We start from the raw sequence: 14,770 nt of genomic DNA on the forward strand, positions 1-14,770 counted from the left end.
CTCGTTAAGAGAACAGCCTCGATGAGTGAAAAGAAACCAGAGCCGCTAATCCGTGCCGAACCCCAGCAGAAGTGCCCCGTCTGCGGGCACGTTTCCTATTCGATCGGCGGGATCCATCCGCAATGCCACAGCGTGATGGCGGATAGAAAGCGGCGCGAGCTTCGCGCCGAGGAGGCCCGAGCAAACCCGCCGCCGGTGCAGGCGAGCAAGAAGCCCGGCGCCTTCAATGGCGCGGCTCGGTTGCGTCCATGACGCTCCGCCTGTCACAGCATCGATTGATGGGCCCGGAAGACCTGCGGCCACTGAACAGCCAGCACGACGTGATCGGCGTCTTCAACCCTGGAGCCGTACGCTTCAATGAGGGCGCCGCGCTAATCGCCAGGGTCGCAGAAAGACCGTGCGCTCAGCGGCCAGGTTTTGTAGGGCTCCCGAGGTATGCGTCCGGTGGCGAGCTGATTGTCGATTGGACGCCCGAAGCCGAGCTGGATCGGAGCGACCCCCGGGTGGTCCGCCAGCGGCTCGACGGCCGCACGCGACTGACCTCCGTCTCTCACCTGCGTGTGTTCCTGCAATCGGACGAGGTCGCCGATCGATGGGAAGCGGGCCCTGCGATCCTGCCCCTATCGATCAACGAGGAGTACGGCATCGAGGACCCCCGCATCACCCAGATCGACGGCCGCTACTGGATCACGTACGTCGCGGTGTCTCGGCACGGGGCGGCGACGGCCCTGGCGTCGACCGACGACTTTGCGTCGTTCGAGCGTCACGGGGTAATCTTCCCCCCAGAGAACAAGGACGTCGTGCTGTTTCCTAGGAAGATTGACGGGAAGTACGTCGCGCTCCACCGGCCAACCGCGAAGACCGACTTCTGCCGCCCCGAGGTCTGGCTGGCCCGGTCCCCCGACCTGCTGCACTGGGGCGACCACGAGCCCTTGCTCGCCGGAGTTGCTGATTGGGAGAGCGAGCGGGTCGGCGCCGGCGCCCCGCCGATCGAAGTGGACGAGGGGTGGTTGATGGTCTACCACGGATGCGGCGCTCCGCGACGGCCGGGCGGCGTCGGCGACTACTGCGCAGGCGCCGCGCTGCTCGACCTTGCCGATCCAGCACGTATTGTACGGCGGGCGTCGGAGCCCATCATGCGACCGGTCGCCGAGTTCGAACGGTGCGGATTCGTGCCGAACGTGGTTTTCCCAACGGCGCTCATCGACAGCGGGGAGACGTTCACCGCTTACTACGGCGCAGCGGACACCGCCGTTGGCGCCGCGAAGTTCTCCCGCGCCGCGTTGTTCGCGTCGCTGAACTGACATCCAATACCGACTCGCATAGAAGAGGCCCCCGGTGGTCGAACCCGAGATACAGAAGATCGCCTTTGTCGGCGACTACCCGCCGCGCAAGTGCGGCATCGCCACCTTTACGCACGACCTCAGCACGGCCGTGGCGGGCATCGCCGGTACCGAGTGCCTCGTGGTCCCGGTGGACGACCTCGACGGGGGCTACGACTACTCGCCGGCGGTGCGGTTTCAGATCACCGAGCAGGACCGGGACTCCTACCGCCGCGCCGCCGACTTCTTGAACTTCAGCAACGTCGATGTGGTCTCACTTCAGCACGAGTTCGGCATCTACGGCGGGCCGGGTGGCGCCCACATCCTGACGTTCCTGCGCGACTTGCGGATCCCTGTCGTCACAACGCTCCACACGGTCCTGCCCAACCCAGACAAGACGCTCCGCCGCGTGCTGGAGCAGTTGATCGCCCTGTCGGCACGCGTAGTGGTGATGACCGAGCGCAGCCGCAAGACACTGCGCGAAGAGTATAAAGCGCCCGATGAGAAGATCGACCTGATCGCCCACGGCATCCCCGACCGACCTTTCGCCGATCCCAACTTCTTCAAAGATCAATTCGACCTCGCCGGAAAGCAGGTCGGCCTCACGTTCGGGTTGCTGTCCCCGAACAAGGGGATCGAAGTGGTCATCAAGGCCCTGCCGGAGATCGTCCGCGCGGCGCCGGACTTCGTCTACGTGGTCCTCGGGGCGACCCACCCGAGCCTTCTGCGTAACGAGGGCGAGGCCTATCGGATTGGCCTAGAGCGGATGGCGACGGAGTTGGGCGTGCAGAAGCATGTTGTCTTTTACAACCGCTTCGTTGACCTGGAAGAGCTGACGAACTTCATCGGGGCCGCCGACGTCTACATCACCCCGTACCTGAACGCTGAGCAGGCCGTCTCCGGCACGCTCGCCTACTCGTTTGGCTGCGGTCAGGCAGTCATCTCAACCCCCTACTGGCACGCAGACGAACTGCTCGCCGACGGGCGAGGCGTGCTTGTGCCTTTCGGAGACTCGGCGGCGATCGCCGCTGCAACGATTGACCTTCTACGTGACGAACCCCGACGGCACGCGATGCGGAAGCGAGCCTACCTTCTCGGGCGAGACATGGTCTGGAGCCATGTTGCGGGGCTCTATTCGGCGTCATTCCGGGCCGCGCGACAGAGCCGGCCCGCCTTCCCCAGGCCGCTCGCCATCAAGACCCTTGATGAGCAGCCCCTCGCCCACCCAAAGATGCGGCTCGACCATGTGCTGCGGATGACCGACTCAACGGGCATCTTCCAGCACGCGATCTACTCGCTCCCGAACTTCCAGGAGGGGTACTGCACCGACGACAACGCCCGCGCGCTCATCCTGACCGTCCTTGTTGAAGAGCTGGGCAGCGACTCACCGGTTGTGCACCAAGCCGCCTCGACCTACGCGGCGTTCCTGAACCACGCGTTCGACCCCGAACTCGGCCGGTTCCGGAACTTCATGAGCTTTGACCGCAAGTGGCTCGAGTCGGACGGCTCGGACGACTCGCAGGGACGCACCCTCTGGGCGCTGGGGACCTGCGCAGGAAGGTCGCGACGTCGGAGCTTCCAGTCGTGGGCGGTCCAACTCTTCCAGGCGGCCCTACCGGCGTGTGCGAAGACCACCTCGCCACGCACCTGGGCCTTGGCGTTGATCGGAATCCATGAGTATCTGCGCCGGCTAAGCGGCGATCGGCTGGTCGATCAAATGCGAGATACACTTACAGAGCTGCTGATCGACCTATACGAACGCGCCGCGACGGACGATTGGCCCTGGTTCGAGGACGTGGCGTCGTACGCAAACGCCAAGCTGTCCCACGCACTGATCCTCAGCGGGCGGTGGAGTGGCAACGCAAAGGCCTTAGAAATCGGGCTGCAATCGCTCCGTTGGCTCGCCGCGAAGCAACTGTCGCCCAACGGCCGGTTCCGCCCCATCGGTTGCAACGGGTTCTGTCGGCGCGGAGAACCGATCGCCGCGTACGATCAACAGCCGATCGAAGCGCACGCGATGATCTCTGCGGCGATCGAAGCACACAACGCCGAGGGAGACCCCTTCTGGATCGACCAAGCCCACCTCGCCTTCGACTGGTTCCTCTGCCGCAACGACCTCGGCCAACCGCTGTACGATTCGAGCACAGGGGGCTGCCACGACGGGCTACAAGAGGGCCGTGTAAACGAGAATCAGGGCGCGGAATCGACGCTGGCGTTCCTGATGTCGCTCGCGGAGATGGAGCAGTTTGAGAACTCACTCGCGATTAGCGCTGCACCGAAGGCCGCCACGAAGGCGGCTGACCAAGAAACCAAGGAAGCCTTGCGGCTCGTCCATGCAGATTAAAAGAACCGGGATCGTCCTCTCGCCCAACAGCAAGCGGGTCGTCCTCCGTCCGTTTATTCCCTTCCCAGAAGACCGCAAGCTGCGCATCATCGCGCGCATCTCGGCATTGCCAGAAGGAGAGGTTGACCAGCTAATCAACCACGTGCTGGAAGAATTTCACGGCCGCCACCAACGGCCGCGCGATTTCCTACTCACTAGGTTCGAGAGGGTGCGCGAATACCTGATTTCCGACGCGCCGATGAGCGAGAACCGCCGGTTGCTGATCGGCGCCTACTTTACGCAGGAGTACGCCGTCGAGTCGGCGGCGCTCTTCAATCCCTCGATGGTCTGGCACCCCGACCAATCGGGGCTGCCCGACGGCTCACAACGCTTTGTGCTCAGCCTGCGAGCCACGGGCGAAGGGCACCTGTCGTCGATCACGTTCCGTTCCGGGGTCGTTGATGCCCAGTGCGCGATCACAATCGACGAGCCGACACGCTTTGCGACGCCTCCCAACGTCGTGCCCGACACGTGGTATCAGAAGCCGCTCTTCGTCCGCAAGCTCAACGAACTAGGGCTCGCCGGCGTCTTCACCAATCACGTCATGAGCCGTCTCGACCGGGAGTTCTCCCTCGAACAACTCGACACCGCGTTGCAGCTCACCGTGCGGGAGAACCGCACCCGTCACCACGAGTTCTCGGTTGTCTTTGACGGCATTTTGACTCTTGCCAAGTCCAACTACGAGATCCTGTACCACGCCGACACCAAGCTCTCCGAACGACTAGTCTTCCCCTACAGCCCCGCGGAAACCGCGGGAATCGAGGACGCGCGCTTCGTGCGATTTCAGGAAGAGGATGGCGGCGTGCGTTACTACGCCACCTACAGCGCCTACGACGGCAAAGTCGTCCTGCCGCAACTGCTGGAAACCGAAGACTTCCTTCGCTTCAAGATGCACACGCTCAACGGCCCGGGCGTCGCCAACAAGGGCTTCGCGCTGTTCCCTCGACGGATCGACGGCCGCTACGTGATGCTCTCTCGCCAGGACGGTGAGAACCTGTTCCTGATGGACTCCGACAACCTTTACTTCTGGCACGCAAAACGGGTTGTGGTGAAGCCGACCTTTCCTTGGGAGTACGTGCAGGTGGGCAACTGTGGGTCTCCGATCGAGACCGAGACGGGTTGGCTGGTGCTCAGCCACGGCGTTGGGCCGATGCGGAAGTACTGTATCGGCGCCTTCGTGCTCGACCGCGACGACCCCACCCGCGTCGTGGCCCGCCTGCGTGCTCCGCTGGTGACGCCCGACGAGAACGAGCGGGAAGGCTACGTCCCGAACGTCGTCTATAGTTGCGGGGCGGCCGTCCACAACAACGTGCTGATCCTCCCCTACGCGATGTCCGACTACGCCTCGACCTTCGCGACGGTCAGCGTCGACGACCTGCTGGCGGCGATGGAGCCGGCCTGAGGCCGCGGTCGCGACAGACCAGCTCATCCACGGCGCCTACGTCGCGGAGACCGAGGCCTGCCAGCCGGCCGCGGAGTTCGCCGCCCGGCTGCAGCGGGCCGTCGATGCGTACTTCGTCGACGACCGGGTCGAGATCGTCGTCGACGCCAACCTGTCCTCCAAGGCCATCGCCGGGACGACCCGCATCCGCGTCCGCGCGTCGGCGTTGTTCACCGACCTCGACTTCGACCAGCTCTACCACCACGAAGCCCTGGTCCACACGGCCACGGCGCTGAACGGCCGCCGGCAGACGAACCTCGCCAGCCTCGGGCTGGGCGCGCCGCGCACCCAGGAGGGCATCGCGGTGTTTGCGGAGCTGGCGACGCGGTCGATCGACGTCAACCGGCTGCGGCGTTTGGCGCTGCGGATCCAGGCGCTGAAGCTCGTCCTGGACGGCGGCGATTTCCTCGATTGCTTTCGGTACTTACTGCAGGCCGGGCAGGACGAGCGTGAGGCCTACAAGTCGACGCAGCGCATCTTCCGAGGCGGGGACGTGCGCGGCGGGATCGCGTTCACCAAGGACAGCGCCTACCTCAAGGGGCTCATCGAGACGCACGTGCTATTGAACGTCGCCATCCGGGACAACCAGCCCCAGGTCATCGCCAGGCTCTTCGCCGGCCGGCTGACCCAGAGCGATGTCCTCACGCTGGGGCCGTACTTCGACTCGGGCTTCCTGCAGGCGCCGCGGTACGTGCCGCCGTGGGCGAGCGACACCCGCCGGCTCGCGGCGACGCTGGCCTACTCGGCGTTCATGATGAGCGTAGACTTGGCGGCCATCACGCTGGATCGGTTCGTGGCCGCCGCACAGCGGTCCGACGCGGAGTGCTCCTCCTAGTTGGAAGCAGCGTCTCCGCGGCAGCGGGCGGCGCCGACCGAGCGTCGGGGCCCCGGACTGCTTGATCGCCTGCTAGGGCTGAGTGAGCTCGACCTGCTCGAAGCCGTCGGTGACGCGCAGTGCGATTTTCTTATGGGTCAGTTTTTGCTGGGTCATGGAGTTCTCCTTGTGGGGGGATCGTGGGCGGCCCAAGGGGCGGCCGGCCAATACGTGCATGGTGTTCAAACACCGGAGGGCCCGCGGCCGCATGGACGACATGAGCTTTGGCTGCGCGACGCCCCCTCCTGCCCTGCCTGCCTCGGCTCGATCGGGTGATCTCTCAGCCGCACGCTCTGCTCTGCCCTGCAGCCGTCCCGTCCACTAGTGCCCGTTCATCAAGTCAGGCGGCCGTCCGGGAGAGGAGCGGGTCAGCCACGGGGTCCTGCCCATCGGTCGCCAACCCCGGCTAGAATGCCCGGCTGCTGATCTGGCAGACCCCTTGCTACGCGTACAGCCGGGCGTCTGCACGGGCGGCCACGGCCATGGATCCACGATGACGCACCCCAACCAGACGACGATCCACCTCGACCAGTTCCTCAAGGCCCAAGGCCTCGTGGCGACCGGCGGCCAGGCCAAACTGGTCATCCAAGGGGGCGAGGTCCTGGTAAACGGCGAGCTAGAGACCCGCCGCCGCCGGCAATTGCGGCAGGGAGACGCGGTCGCGTACGGCGCGGAAGAGATGGTGGTGCAGTTCGACGACGACGAAGAAACAACGTGATCGGACCGGGGACCGGGATCGGCCCCCTCGGCAGGTGGGCGTGGCGACACCGCCGCCGACGGACGGACCAAGGGACGGTCTCGCTCGCTTCTCCCACGCCGCAGGCGCAAGCAGCGGACGGGCGCGATCGACCTGGGGCGGCGCGAGGCGGCTGCACGACATCCAGGCTAGAGCCCGCTGCGCGAGACGCCCACCCACTGCATGGCTATCCTGGAGCCGGCGCAGGTCGTCGACCGGGCCATCCGAATCCCTTCTGGAGATGGCATGCCGTCGCAGCAGCTCAGCGTGTTCGACATGTTTAAGGTCGGCGTGGGGCCCTCGAGCTCGCACACCATGGGGCCGTGGCGTGCGGCGCAGCGGTTTCTGCGGGAGCTCCCCCCGCCGGGGCCGGCCGGGGTGGCGCGGGTCGCCGTCCGGTTGTACGGCTCGCTCGCCAAGACCGGCCGCGGGCACGGGACGGACATCGCCGTGCAGCTCGGTCTATCGGGGCTCGACCCGGAGACAATCGACGTCGGTTCCATCGGCCCGCGAATTCAAGAGATCGCCGACGCGCGTCAGATCGTGCTGCAGGGGCGGTTCGCCGTACCCTTCGACCCGCAGACCGATCTCCAGTTCCACGGCGAGCCGCTGCCGTTTCACCCTAACGGAATAACGTTCGTCGCGGAGCTGCGCGACGGCGCCCAATCAGAGGCGACCTACTACTCCGTCGGCGGCGGGTTCGTCGTGGCCGAGCAAGAGCCCCCCGCCCCGGAAGCCGACCCCTTCCCCTGCCCGGTCGACACCGCCGGCCAGCTCCTCGCGCACTGCCGAGAACGCCGCTGCAGCGTCTCGGAGGTCGTGCTGCGGAACGAGACGAGCCGCCGGAGCGACGCGGAGGTGCGAGCGGGCGTCGCTCGGCTGCGCGACGCCATGATCGCCAGCGTCCACCGTGGCTGCCGCACCGACGGCGTGCTCCCCGGCGGGCTGGGCGTGCGTCGCCGCGCGTGCCGGATGGCCGAGAAGCTGCTTGGAGAGCCGGCCGGGCCGGACTCCGCCCAATGGATCGCCGCGATCCGCCGCAGCGCCGGGGGGTTCCCGGCGGTGATCGACTGGGTCAGTTGTTTCGCGCTAGCGGTGAACGAAGAGAACGCCGCGTTCGGCCGGGTGGTCACCGCCCCGACGAACGGCTCGGCGGGGGTGATCCCCGCGGTGCTGCTGTACGGGCTGCTCTACTGCGATTTTTCGGACGACGCGGCCTTCCACTTCTTGCTAACCGCCAGCCAGGTGGGCTGCTTGTTCAAGAAGGGGGCCACAATCTCTGCGGCCCTCGGGGGGTGTCAGGCAGAGATCGGCGTCTCTTCGGCGATGGCCGCCGCGGGACTCGCCGAAGCGCTGGGGGGGTCCCCCGAGCAGGCGGCGATGGCCGCCGAGATCGCCATGGAGCACCACCTGGGCATGACCTGCGACCCGATCGGCGGGCTGGTGCAGATCCCGTGCATCGAGCGCAACGCGTTCGGGGCCGTCAAGGCGATCACCGCCGCGCGGATGGCTTTGGGCCGGGACCCGAGCGACGCCCGCGTGTCGCTCGACGCCGTGATCCGCACGATGTGGGAGACCGCCCGCGACATGAACGACAAGTACAAGGAGACATCCGAAGGGGGCCTTGCGCTTTATATTCCGGTCAACGTGATCGAGTGCTAGGGGGAGGAGGAAAAAGAGGCAGGCGGCCGTGCAAGCCTGGCAAGCTGCGGTGCTCGCCGAGCGGTTGGGCCGGCATGACCGCATGACTCCTAGCCTCGACCTCGCTGCCTCAGGTTAGCCAGCCTCTGGACCTTGCGCGGCCCCGAGGAGCCGCGGGTCGCGGCGTCGGCTAGGCTTGTATGAATCGCAGCGAATCTTAACTCAGCATCGGTGCAGCGCCGCCCCACCAACTCATCCCGCCGGCCGACCTAGCCCGGCACTTTTCGGACGCCACTCACAACACGTCGCGACGAACCCTTGATGGCTAAGGGAGAGCCCCTCTGGACAACGTGGTTCCCCCCGCCCTACCCCCTCCCCTGCGCCCCGAGGGCGTTCCTGTGGCGGGTGTGACCCGCCGCTCGTCCTCGAGACCGCCAATCGTTAAAACTCTCACCCGGGGAACTCCCGCGAGATCCACGGGTCGAACACGGGGAGCCGACAGAGGTTTGCCAGAAGCGGAGAGACTTCCCCACGCTGGGACGCGCCCCGACCGTGTGGCGTCGGTGCTCCACCGCCCGCCCGGCGCTGGACCGCCTCACTCACCGCTGCTCGACCCGCGGATCCACCGGCGAGAGCTGCCGCTTTGAGAAAGCACGAGGCCGACGCCGTTCGGTCCGCCCCGACCCTCTCAGCAGGAACCCCGACGAATGAAGTATCTTCCTCTGGCCTTGGTCATCGTTCTCTTGTCTTCTGCGGTAGGAAGGGCCAGCGAACCCGTGTCGGATCAAGGCTCGGTTCTGCTCGACTTCGATGATCTTGACGTGAAGGGGGATGCTTTGGCGCTAACCGGGAGGGCTTACGGCGGCCTGACCTGGGGCGTCGCGACGGTCCCGGGGTTCAAAGGCAACCTTGGGTATTGGCTGATCGATGATGGCAGTGATGACCCGTACCTGCAGGGGCTGGTGAACGGTTGGGGCGCAAGCGAGCTGCGGATAACGTTCCCGGGGACGGTGATCCTGCGGTCGACCCTGGCCGCGGCCCAAGGAGAGGCCTTCTTGCAATCTAGCGCGGTAAGATTCCACGGCTATCGGGGGGAGACGCTCGTTGGGGTAACGCCGTGGTACTCGGGCTTGGTGCGTCACGAGCCGTATCCGATTGAATTCCACCTGCCCCCCATCGATTCCCTGGTCGTCGAGGCCGCCAACTCGATGGACGCCAATGAGAATGGAGGTCGCTATGGCGCCTACCGGATTGATAATCTGAGGTATGTGGTCGTGCCCGAGCCGACAAGCGTGGCGTTGGGCTGCCCGGTCTTGTCGCTGTGGATTTTAGGCTGCCTAGGTCGGCGGAAAGGCCCTGGCGCGTGCCCCGGGACGGGGTCGAAGCCCGGCTAGCGGCCCTGCCTTGCTCCCGGCCGCGGGGACCCGAGCCGCTCGCCCCGCCACACCCGCAACGGATTGTCGACACTCAAGAACCGTGCGGTCGCGACGGCGAATTACTGACAATCGCACAGGAAAGCCTTCCTGATCCCCCCGGCCGGGGGGGCGATCATTGTGCGAGCGGCGGAAGATCGAGCGTAATCTTCTGGATAAAATGGCCAAAATTCTTCGTAAGTTGATAGACGGAGGGCGGAGTTTCTTACCAGAGAGGGTGGTAATGCGCCATAAGCGTTTGCGATTCTCCTTTTCGATTGTCTCTTGTCCGCTCTTATCGCCACCAACGCGGCACTAATTGTTGGCCACTTCGTTGCATCAAATAGTGCGCCTTTTAACGCCTGCCATTGACCGTAGCCCGGTGCAGAAAGTCCGCGCCGCGCCGCATCGTTTCGCGCGGCGCCTGCTTTGCCTGGGTTTGATACTAGTTGCGGCCGGATGCGGCTCGAGCCGGCGCGGGTTGGTGGAGGTCTCCGGGATCGTGACGCTCGACGGCGCCCCGGTCACGTCGGGAAAGATCGAATTCTACCCCCCCTCGGGACGGCCCTCGGCCGGTGAGATTGATGGCGAGGGTCGTTATCGGCTTACGACGTACGAGCCGGGGGACGGCGTCCTGCCAGGAGAATACAAGGTAACCATTACGTCGGTGCTGACCCCCGACGATGGCCCTGTCTACAAGAGCTTTGAAGATGAGCTCAATGGCGTTACCGCCAATGCCAATAAATCGGGGTCCTCCCGACCCAAGAAGGCTGGCGCCCAATGGATCGTGCCGCAGAAGTACTCGAATCGAGCCTCGACGGACCTGACAGCCGAGGTGGTCCCGGGAGGTGGTGAAATCAACTTCGCGCTGGAGTCGAAGCCCTGACGCGTCAATTCGCCATAAGGAGAAAAGCGTGGCTTATCTAACTCGTCGACCACCGAAGTCTGGACGCCGCGACCGCGGGTTCACCTTGGTGGAACTGCTCGTAGTGATTGCGATCATCGGGATCTTGGTCGCGCTGCTGCTGCCAGCCGTCCAGGCGGCGCGAGAGGCGGCGCGCAGGATGCAGTGTGGCAACAACCTCAAGCAGATGGGCCTTGCCCACCTTAACTACGAGACCGCCCAGGGGCATTTCCCCGACGGCATGACGCTTGAGTGTGACCCGGTGCCGACGGAAGGGTGCCGCGGCTGGACGAACATCCACTACACGCTGGCTTACTACGAAGAGGGGGTCGTCGAACAATCGTTTGATTTCGACTTCGAAGGCGGGTGGCTTCTCTGGATGAGAGAGATGAATAGGACGCAACCTGGGGTGGTGACCCTGCTCGAGAACACGCGGCTCTCCGCGATGCTCTGCCCGAGCCTTACCAAGTGGGAGGAAACCTACGGCAGCGGCTACCGCAGGGATTACTTTGGCTGCTTCGGCGGACGGGGGCACAGTGAGGCCGGGGGCTCGTCAAGGTTCGGCACAACCGACCCGTTGACGACTCCGTTGCAGGGCCCGGACGGCCCGGTAGCGGATGATGGCATGCTCTATGCCAACAGCAGCACAAAATTCTCCGAGGTTACCGACGGCTCGTCGAAGACCTTTCTTGGTGGCGAGAGCAATCACGGCAACTTCTCCAGCGCACCCGACTACGGCGGCTGCACGGGTGGTCCCTCCCCCTGGCACATCGGTGGGTCAGGCAAGAAGGATACTCTGAGCGGCTCTTCGAAATACGGTCGTTCACAGACGTCCTATGGACGCGCGTTGCGGGGGACCATCAACCCCCTCAATTACAAGATCCCGTGCATGAGTAGGGTTACCGATAACACGGTCCCCTTCGGCAGCGACCACGCCGGCGGCGCCAGCATGCTCTACGCCGACGGTCATGTCGAGTTTCTGGCCGATGACATCGACTTCGATCTCTACCAAGCGTTGTCCACGCGTGGCGGCGGCGAGACCCTCAATTTGAATTAGAACTCACTTACCGGATGGGCGGTTGCAACGCAGGTTGACCGCCCGTGCATGCCCAGCCAACGAGGCGGTGAGAAGACCGGAGAAAAGACGACTCGAATGTACGCCTTGAGGCTGTTTGCCGTGTTGCAATCTGTACTTTTCTTCGACTCTAACCCCGGCGACAACTTGGACTAGCAGCAACGGCTGCGACAACGACGGACTTGTTCTTTGTCGGCGCTCGTAGCACCGGCTATTCACCACTGTTTCGGGATACCTAATCCAATGAAGATCCTACCACTTCGATTGCTTACTTGGCGATGTTTCGCCAAAGCACTCCTCGCGCCGGCGATGGCCATCGCGATCAGCAGCGCCGCTCAAGCGGTCGACTGGGACGGCGGCGGCGACGGAACGAGCTACCAGGACCCCCTGAACTGGGTCGACGACGACCCGACTTTCGCGGACCTCACGCGAAACATCAGCGGCGCCTTCACGGTCGAACGCAACGTCGATATCACCGTCAATCGCACCTTTGTCAATGGCGGCGCGGTGCTGAATGTCACCGGCGGCACGCAATCCGACGGCCAGTCCGGCGCCAACGTTTTCAACACCGTGGGAGACAGCGGCGCCGGCACGCTCAACGTGTCGGGAGGGTCCTACAGCATCGGGCACGGACTCCGCGTTGGGGTGGGCGCTGCTCCCGATGGCGTCGTGAATATTACCGGTGGCGACCTGATCGTGTTCCGCGACGCCAACATCAAAGCGGTAGACTGGGCCAGTTTCGGTGGACGCGGATCGATCGAGATTGGCGACACCGCTCTTACGGGTGGAGGGGGGCGTTTGCAAATCTCCGGGGGGTCGCTGGCGACGCGAGCCGGTGTGTATTTAGGCGAGACAGGTTTTTTCCGCGTCGTGGGCTCGGCGCCGACGTCGATCGGCATCGGCGCCAATGGAACCCTGGACGGCTATTGGCACCAGGTTCCGGGCAGCACGCTTGAAATCCAGATCGACGAAACCTCTAAGGGCGTGACGCCCATCTCGGTTGACATCACCAGCGGCACCGGCCAAGGGGGGGGCAACGTCTACTTTGACGCTGGTTCGCTTCTGGACGTGAGCTTCCTGGGCGCCGAGAACCAAGGCCGCTTTACCGTGATGACGTGGGATGGAACCGTCACCGACAATGGTCTTGCCTTCGCCCCCGGCGTCGACACCGACCTCTGGAGCTTCTCGGTCAACGCCAATAGCCTGACGGTCCAGGCCGGCGATGGCCCCTTCGGCGTGCCCGGCGACTTTAATAGCGACAACGTGGTCGACGCGGCCGACTACACGGTCTACCGCGACAACCTCGGATTGGACTCTGCCGCACTCAACGGCAACGGCACGGGCGAATCGACCGTCGTACCCGCCGACTACACCCTTTGGCAGAGCCAGTTCGGCGCCTCAAACGCTCTGTCCGCGTCGGCGACGCCGGTGCCTGAGCCCGGGTCGCTGCTGCTGCTGATGGTCGGCATGGCTGCTTGCGGGGCGCGGCGCCGGGCATAGGCCGCGGCGCCAGCCCCGGCAACTTGGCCGGGGCCTGGCGTTCGCCGCCCAGGAGCACGGCCCCGTGCACTCCTGTCACGTCACTCCCTGCGATCACAACCGAAGAAGAGAAGAGGAGAGGAAACCGTCGTCGTCCGCGTCGATAGCCGTCGGTTCCAATAGGCCTGAAACCGCGGCAAGAGCCGACGCATTTGTCGCGCTGCGTCGCGGCGAACTAGCCTTGGCCCGCGTCCGTTACACTATCCGTACACCCTGATTTGGAGCTTGTGAGTCTAATGCATGTACTTTCACCAAGACGATTCGTCTTACGGGGAGTCGCCGCGGCCATGACCGCCGCCGTCTTCGCCGCCACCCTCGGCGGCGCTCAGGCGGCGATTTGGACCGGCGGAGGAGATGGAACGAGCTACGAGCAGGACCTCAACTGGGATGTTGTTGAAGCGTTTCCCGGGAGCACGCGAGACATCAACGGCGCGTTTACCGTGACACGCGCGGTCGACACCAACACGAACCGGACCTTTGTGAACGGCGGCGCTGTCTTGAATGTTACTGCCGGCAATCATGACGATAGCCAATCAGGCGCGGGCATCTTCAACTTTGTTGGCGACGGCAGTGCTGGCACAACCAACCTGTCTGGCGGAGTCTACGCGATCGGGCATGGGCTGCGGATTGGTGGAGGCAACGAATTCTCCGATGGTGCCTTCCACGTTACCGGCGGTGAGCTGAGCGTTTATCGTGATGCGAACTCCTCTATCACCCCCGGAAACCCCGCCGGACGCTCCTCGATACAAGTCGGAGGCCAGGTCGCCGGCAGCTCGGGAGTCTTTGAAGTCTCCGGCGGTTCTGTGGTGTCTCGTTTCGGAGCGCACGTAGGCTCAACCGGTGTGTTCAGTGTCGTCGGTTCGGGTGCGACATCGATCAATATCGGGAACAACATCAACGGCGACGGCGATTGGATCACCCGGGCAGGCAGCCTATTGAAGGCTTCGATTGACGCTGGCGGCCTTACGCCCATCATGGTCAACGACAACGCCGATGATGGCGCGGGCATCACGGTTGAGATCGAGGACGGCTCGTTGCTGGACCTGAGTTTCTCCGGGATCGCCCCGGTTGCCGGCACGTGGACCGTGCTGGTGGCGGAGAACGCGGACATCGAGTGGAACTCGGCAACCGGCACGGGTGTCGGCGGCATCGGCGGCGTCACCGGGTATACCCTCGGACTGGCGCTCTCGCCTTCGACCGCACCCGGCTGGAGTTTCGCCGTCGACAATTCCGGGGCGAACGGCTTGCTGACCGCGACCTACGCCGTCCCTGAGCCGTCCTCGCTCGCGCTCTTGATGCTCGGTGGACTCTTCGCCTTGCAAGGGCGTCGCAGGTCGTAAGAAGGTCTTGTTGTGAAACGAGTGGTCCTTTAAGCCCGCTCCCTGGGGCAGGGGAGCGGGCTTTCTTTGCGGAAAATGGCCGGGGGAAGAGTCACAACCTACG

12 protein-coding genes are annotated in these 14,770 nt (G+C 64.6%); all 12 read left to right on the top strand.

Going from position 1 to position 14,770, the window contains the following annotated elements; genetic code table 11:
- Positions 1-21: 21 nt before the first annotated feature.
- The 12 genes from Pla175_RS12970 to Pla175_RS13025 all read left to right on the top strand — a co-directional run bounded on the left by Pla175_RS12970 (position 22) and on the right by Pla175_RS13025 (position 14,667).
- Complete coding sequence (locus Pla175_RS12970) at positions 22-252, top strand: hypothetical protein (protein ID WP_145285379.1); 231 nt, start codon at positions 22-24, stop codon at positions 250-252.
- Positions 249-1,304 (top strand): glycoside hydrolase family 130 protein, encoded by a 1,056-nt coding sequence (locus tag Pla175_RS12975; protein ID WP_145285383.1) that lies wholly within the window; start codon positions 249-251, stop codon positions 1,302-1,304. Before Pla175_RS12970 ends, Pla175_RS12975 begins: the two co-directional genes overlap by 4 nt.
- A 34-nt stretch (positions 1,305-1,338) precedes the next feature.
- Positions 1,339-3,666, top strand: coding sequence for a glycosyltransferase family 4 protein (locus tag Pla175_RS12980; RefSeq protein WP_145285386.1), 2,328 nt, complete (start codon positions 1,339-1,341; stop codon positions 3,664-3,666).
- A complete protein-coding gene (locus tag Pla175_RS12985; protein ID WP_145285389.1) occupies positions 3,656-5,107 on the top strand; it encodes a glycoside hydrolase family 130 protein in 1,452 nt (483 codons plus the stop codon). The genes Pla175_RS12980 and Pla175_RS12985 overlap by 11 nt, the downstream gene beginning before the upstream one ends.
- A gap of 25 nt (positions 5,108-5,132) precedes the next feature.
- Positions 5,133-5,981, top strand: a complete 849-nt coding sequence (locus Pla175_RS12990; protein WP_145285392.1) for a tyrosine/phenylalanine carboxypeptidase domain-containing protein — start codon at positions 5,133-5,135, stop codon at positions 5,979-5,981.
- Positions 5,982-6,513: 532 nt separating this feature from the next.
- Positions 6,514-6,738: an RNA-binding S4 domain-containing protein gene (locus tag Pla175_RS12995; RefSeq protein WP_145285395.1), complete on the top strand. Its 225-nt coding sequence runs from the start codon at positions 6,514-6,516 to the stop codon at positions 6,736-6,738.
- A 201-nt stretch (positions 6,739-6,939) separates the two neighbouring features.
- Positions 6,940-8,418 carry an L-serine ammonia-lyase gene (locus Pla175_RS13000; RefSeq protein ID WP_231954396.1) on the top strand — a complete coding sequence of 493 codons (1,479 nt, stop codon included), beginning with the start codon at positions 6,940-6,942 and terminating at the stop codon, positions 8,416-8,418.
- Between the two features lie 686 nt (positions 8,419-9,104).
- On the top strand, positions 9,105-9,791 hold the full coding sequence (locus Pla175_RS13005) for a hypothetical protein (protein WP_145285399.1): 687 nt from the start codon (positions 9,105-9,107) through the stop codon (positions 9,789-9,791).
- A gap of 400 nt (positions 9,792-10,191) precedes the next feature.
- The gene (locus Pla175_RS13010) at positions 10,192-10,695 is read left to right on the top strand and encodes a hypothetical protein (RefSeq protein ID WP_231954398.1); all 504 of its coding nucleotides are present in this window, start codon (positions 10,192-10,194) and stop codon (positions 10,693-10,695) included.
- A 28-nt stretch (positions 10,696-10,723) separates the two neighbouring features.
- Positions 10,724-11,770, top strand: coding sequence for a DUF1559 domain-containing protein (locus Pla175_RS13015; RefSeq protein WP_261342820.1), 1,047 nt, complete (start codon positions 10,724-10,726; stop codon positions 11,768-11,770).
- A gap of 261 nt (positions 11,771-12,031) precedes the next feature.
- On the top strand, positions 12,032-13,288 hold the full coding sequence (locus Pla175_RS13020) for a PEP-CTERM sorting domain-containing protein (protein WP_145285408.1): 1,257 nt from the start codon (positions 12,032-12,034) through the stop codon (positions 13,286-13,288).
- Positions 13,289-13,614: 326 nt separating this feature from the next.
- On the top strand, positions 13,615-14,667 hold the full coding sequence (locus tag Pla175_RS13025) for a PEP-CTERM sorting domain-containing protein (RefSeq protein ID WP_197527488.1): 1,053 nt from the start codon (positions 13,615-13,617) through the stop codon (positions 14,665-14,667).
- Positions 14,668-14,770 lie beyond the last annotated feature (103 nt).

The sequence above is a fragment of the Pirellulimonas nuda genome (assembly GCF_007750855.1).
Classification (GTDB): domain Bacteria; phylum Planctomycetota; class Planctomycetia; order Pirellulales; family Lacipirellulaceae; genus Pirellulimonas; species Pirellulimonas nuda.

Excerpts from the sequence above, each read along its gene's own strand:
- Pla175_RS12970 (WP_145285379.1), top strand. The coding sequence starts at position 22 with ATGAGTGAAAAGAAACCAGAGCCGCTAATCCGTGCCGAACCCCAGCAG.
- Pla175_RS12975 (WP_145285383.1), top strand. The coding sequence starts at position 249 with ATGACGCTCCGCCTGTCACAGCATCGATTGATGGGCCCGGAAGACCTG.
- Pla175_RS12985 (WP_145285389.1), top strand. The coding sequence starts at position 3,656 with ATGCAGATTAAAAGAACCGGGATCGTCCTCTCGCCCAACAGCAAGCGG.
- Pla175_RS12995 (WP_145285395.1), top strand. The coding sequence starts at position 6,514 with ATGACGCACCCCAACCAGACGACGATCCACCTCGACCAGTTCCTCAAG.
- Pla175_RS13000 (WP_231954396.1), top strand. The coding sequence starts at position 6,940 with ATGGCTATCCTGGAGCCGGCGCAGGTCGTCGACCGGGCCATCCGAATC.
- Pla175_RS13005 (WP_145285399.1), top strand. The coding sequence starts at position 9,105 with ATGAAGTATCTTCCTCTGGCCTTGGTCATCGTTCTCTTGTCTTCTGCG.
- Pla175_RS13020 (WP_145285408.1), top strand. The coding sequence starts at position 12,032 with ATGAAGATCCTACCACTTCGATTGCTTACTTGGCGATGTTTCGCCAAA.
- Pla175_RS13025 (WP_197527488.1), top strand. The coding sequence starts at position 13,615 with ATGACCGCCGCCGTCTTCGCCGCCACCCTCGGCGGCGCTCAGGCGGCG.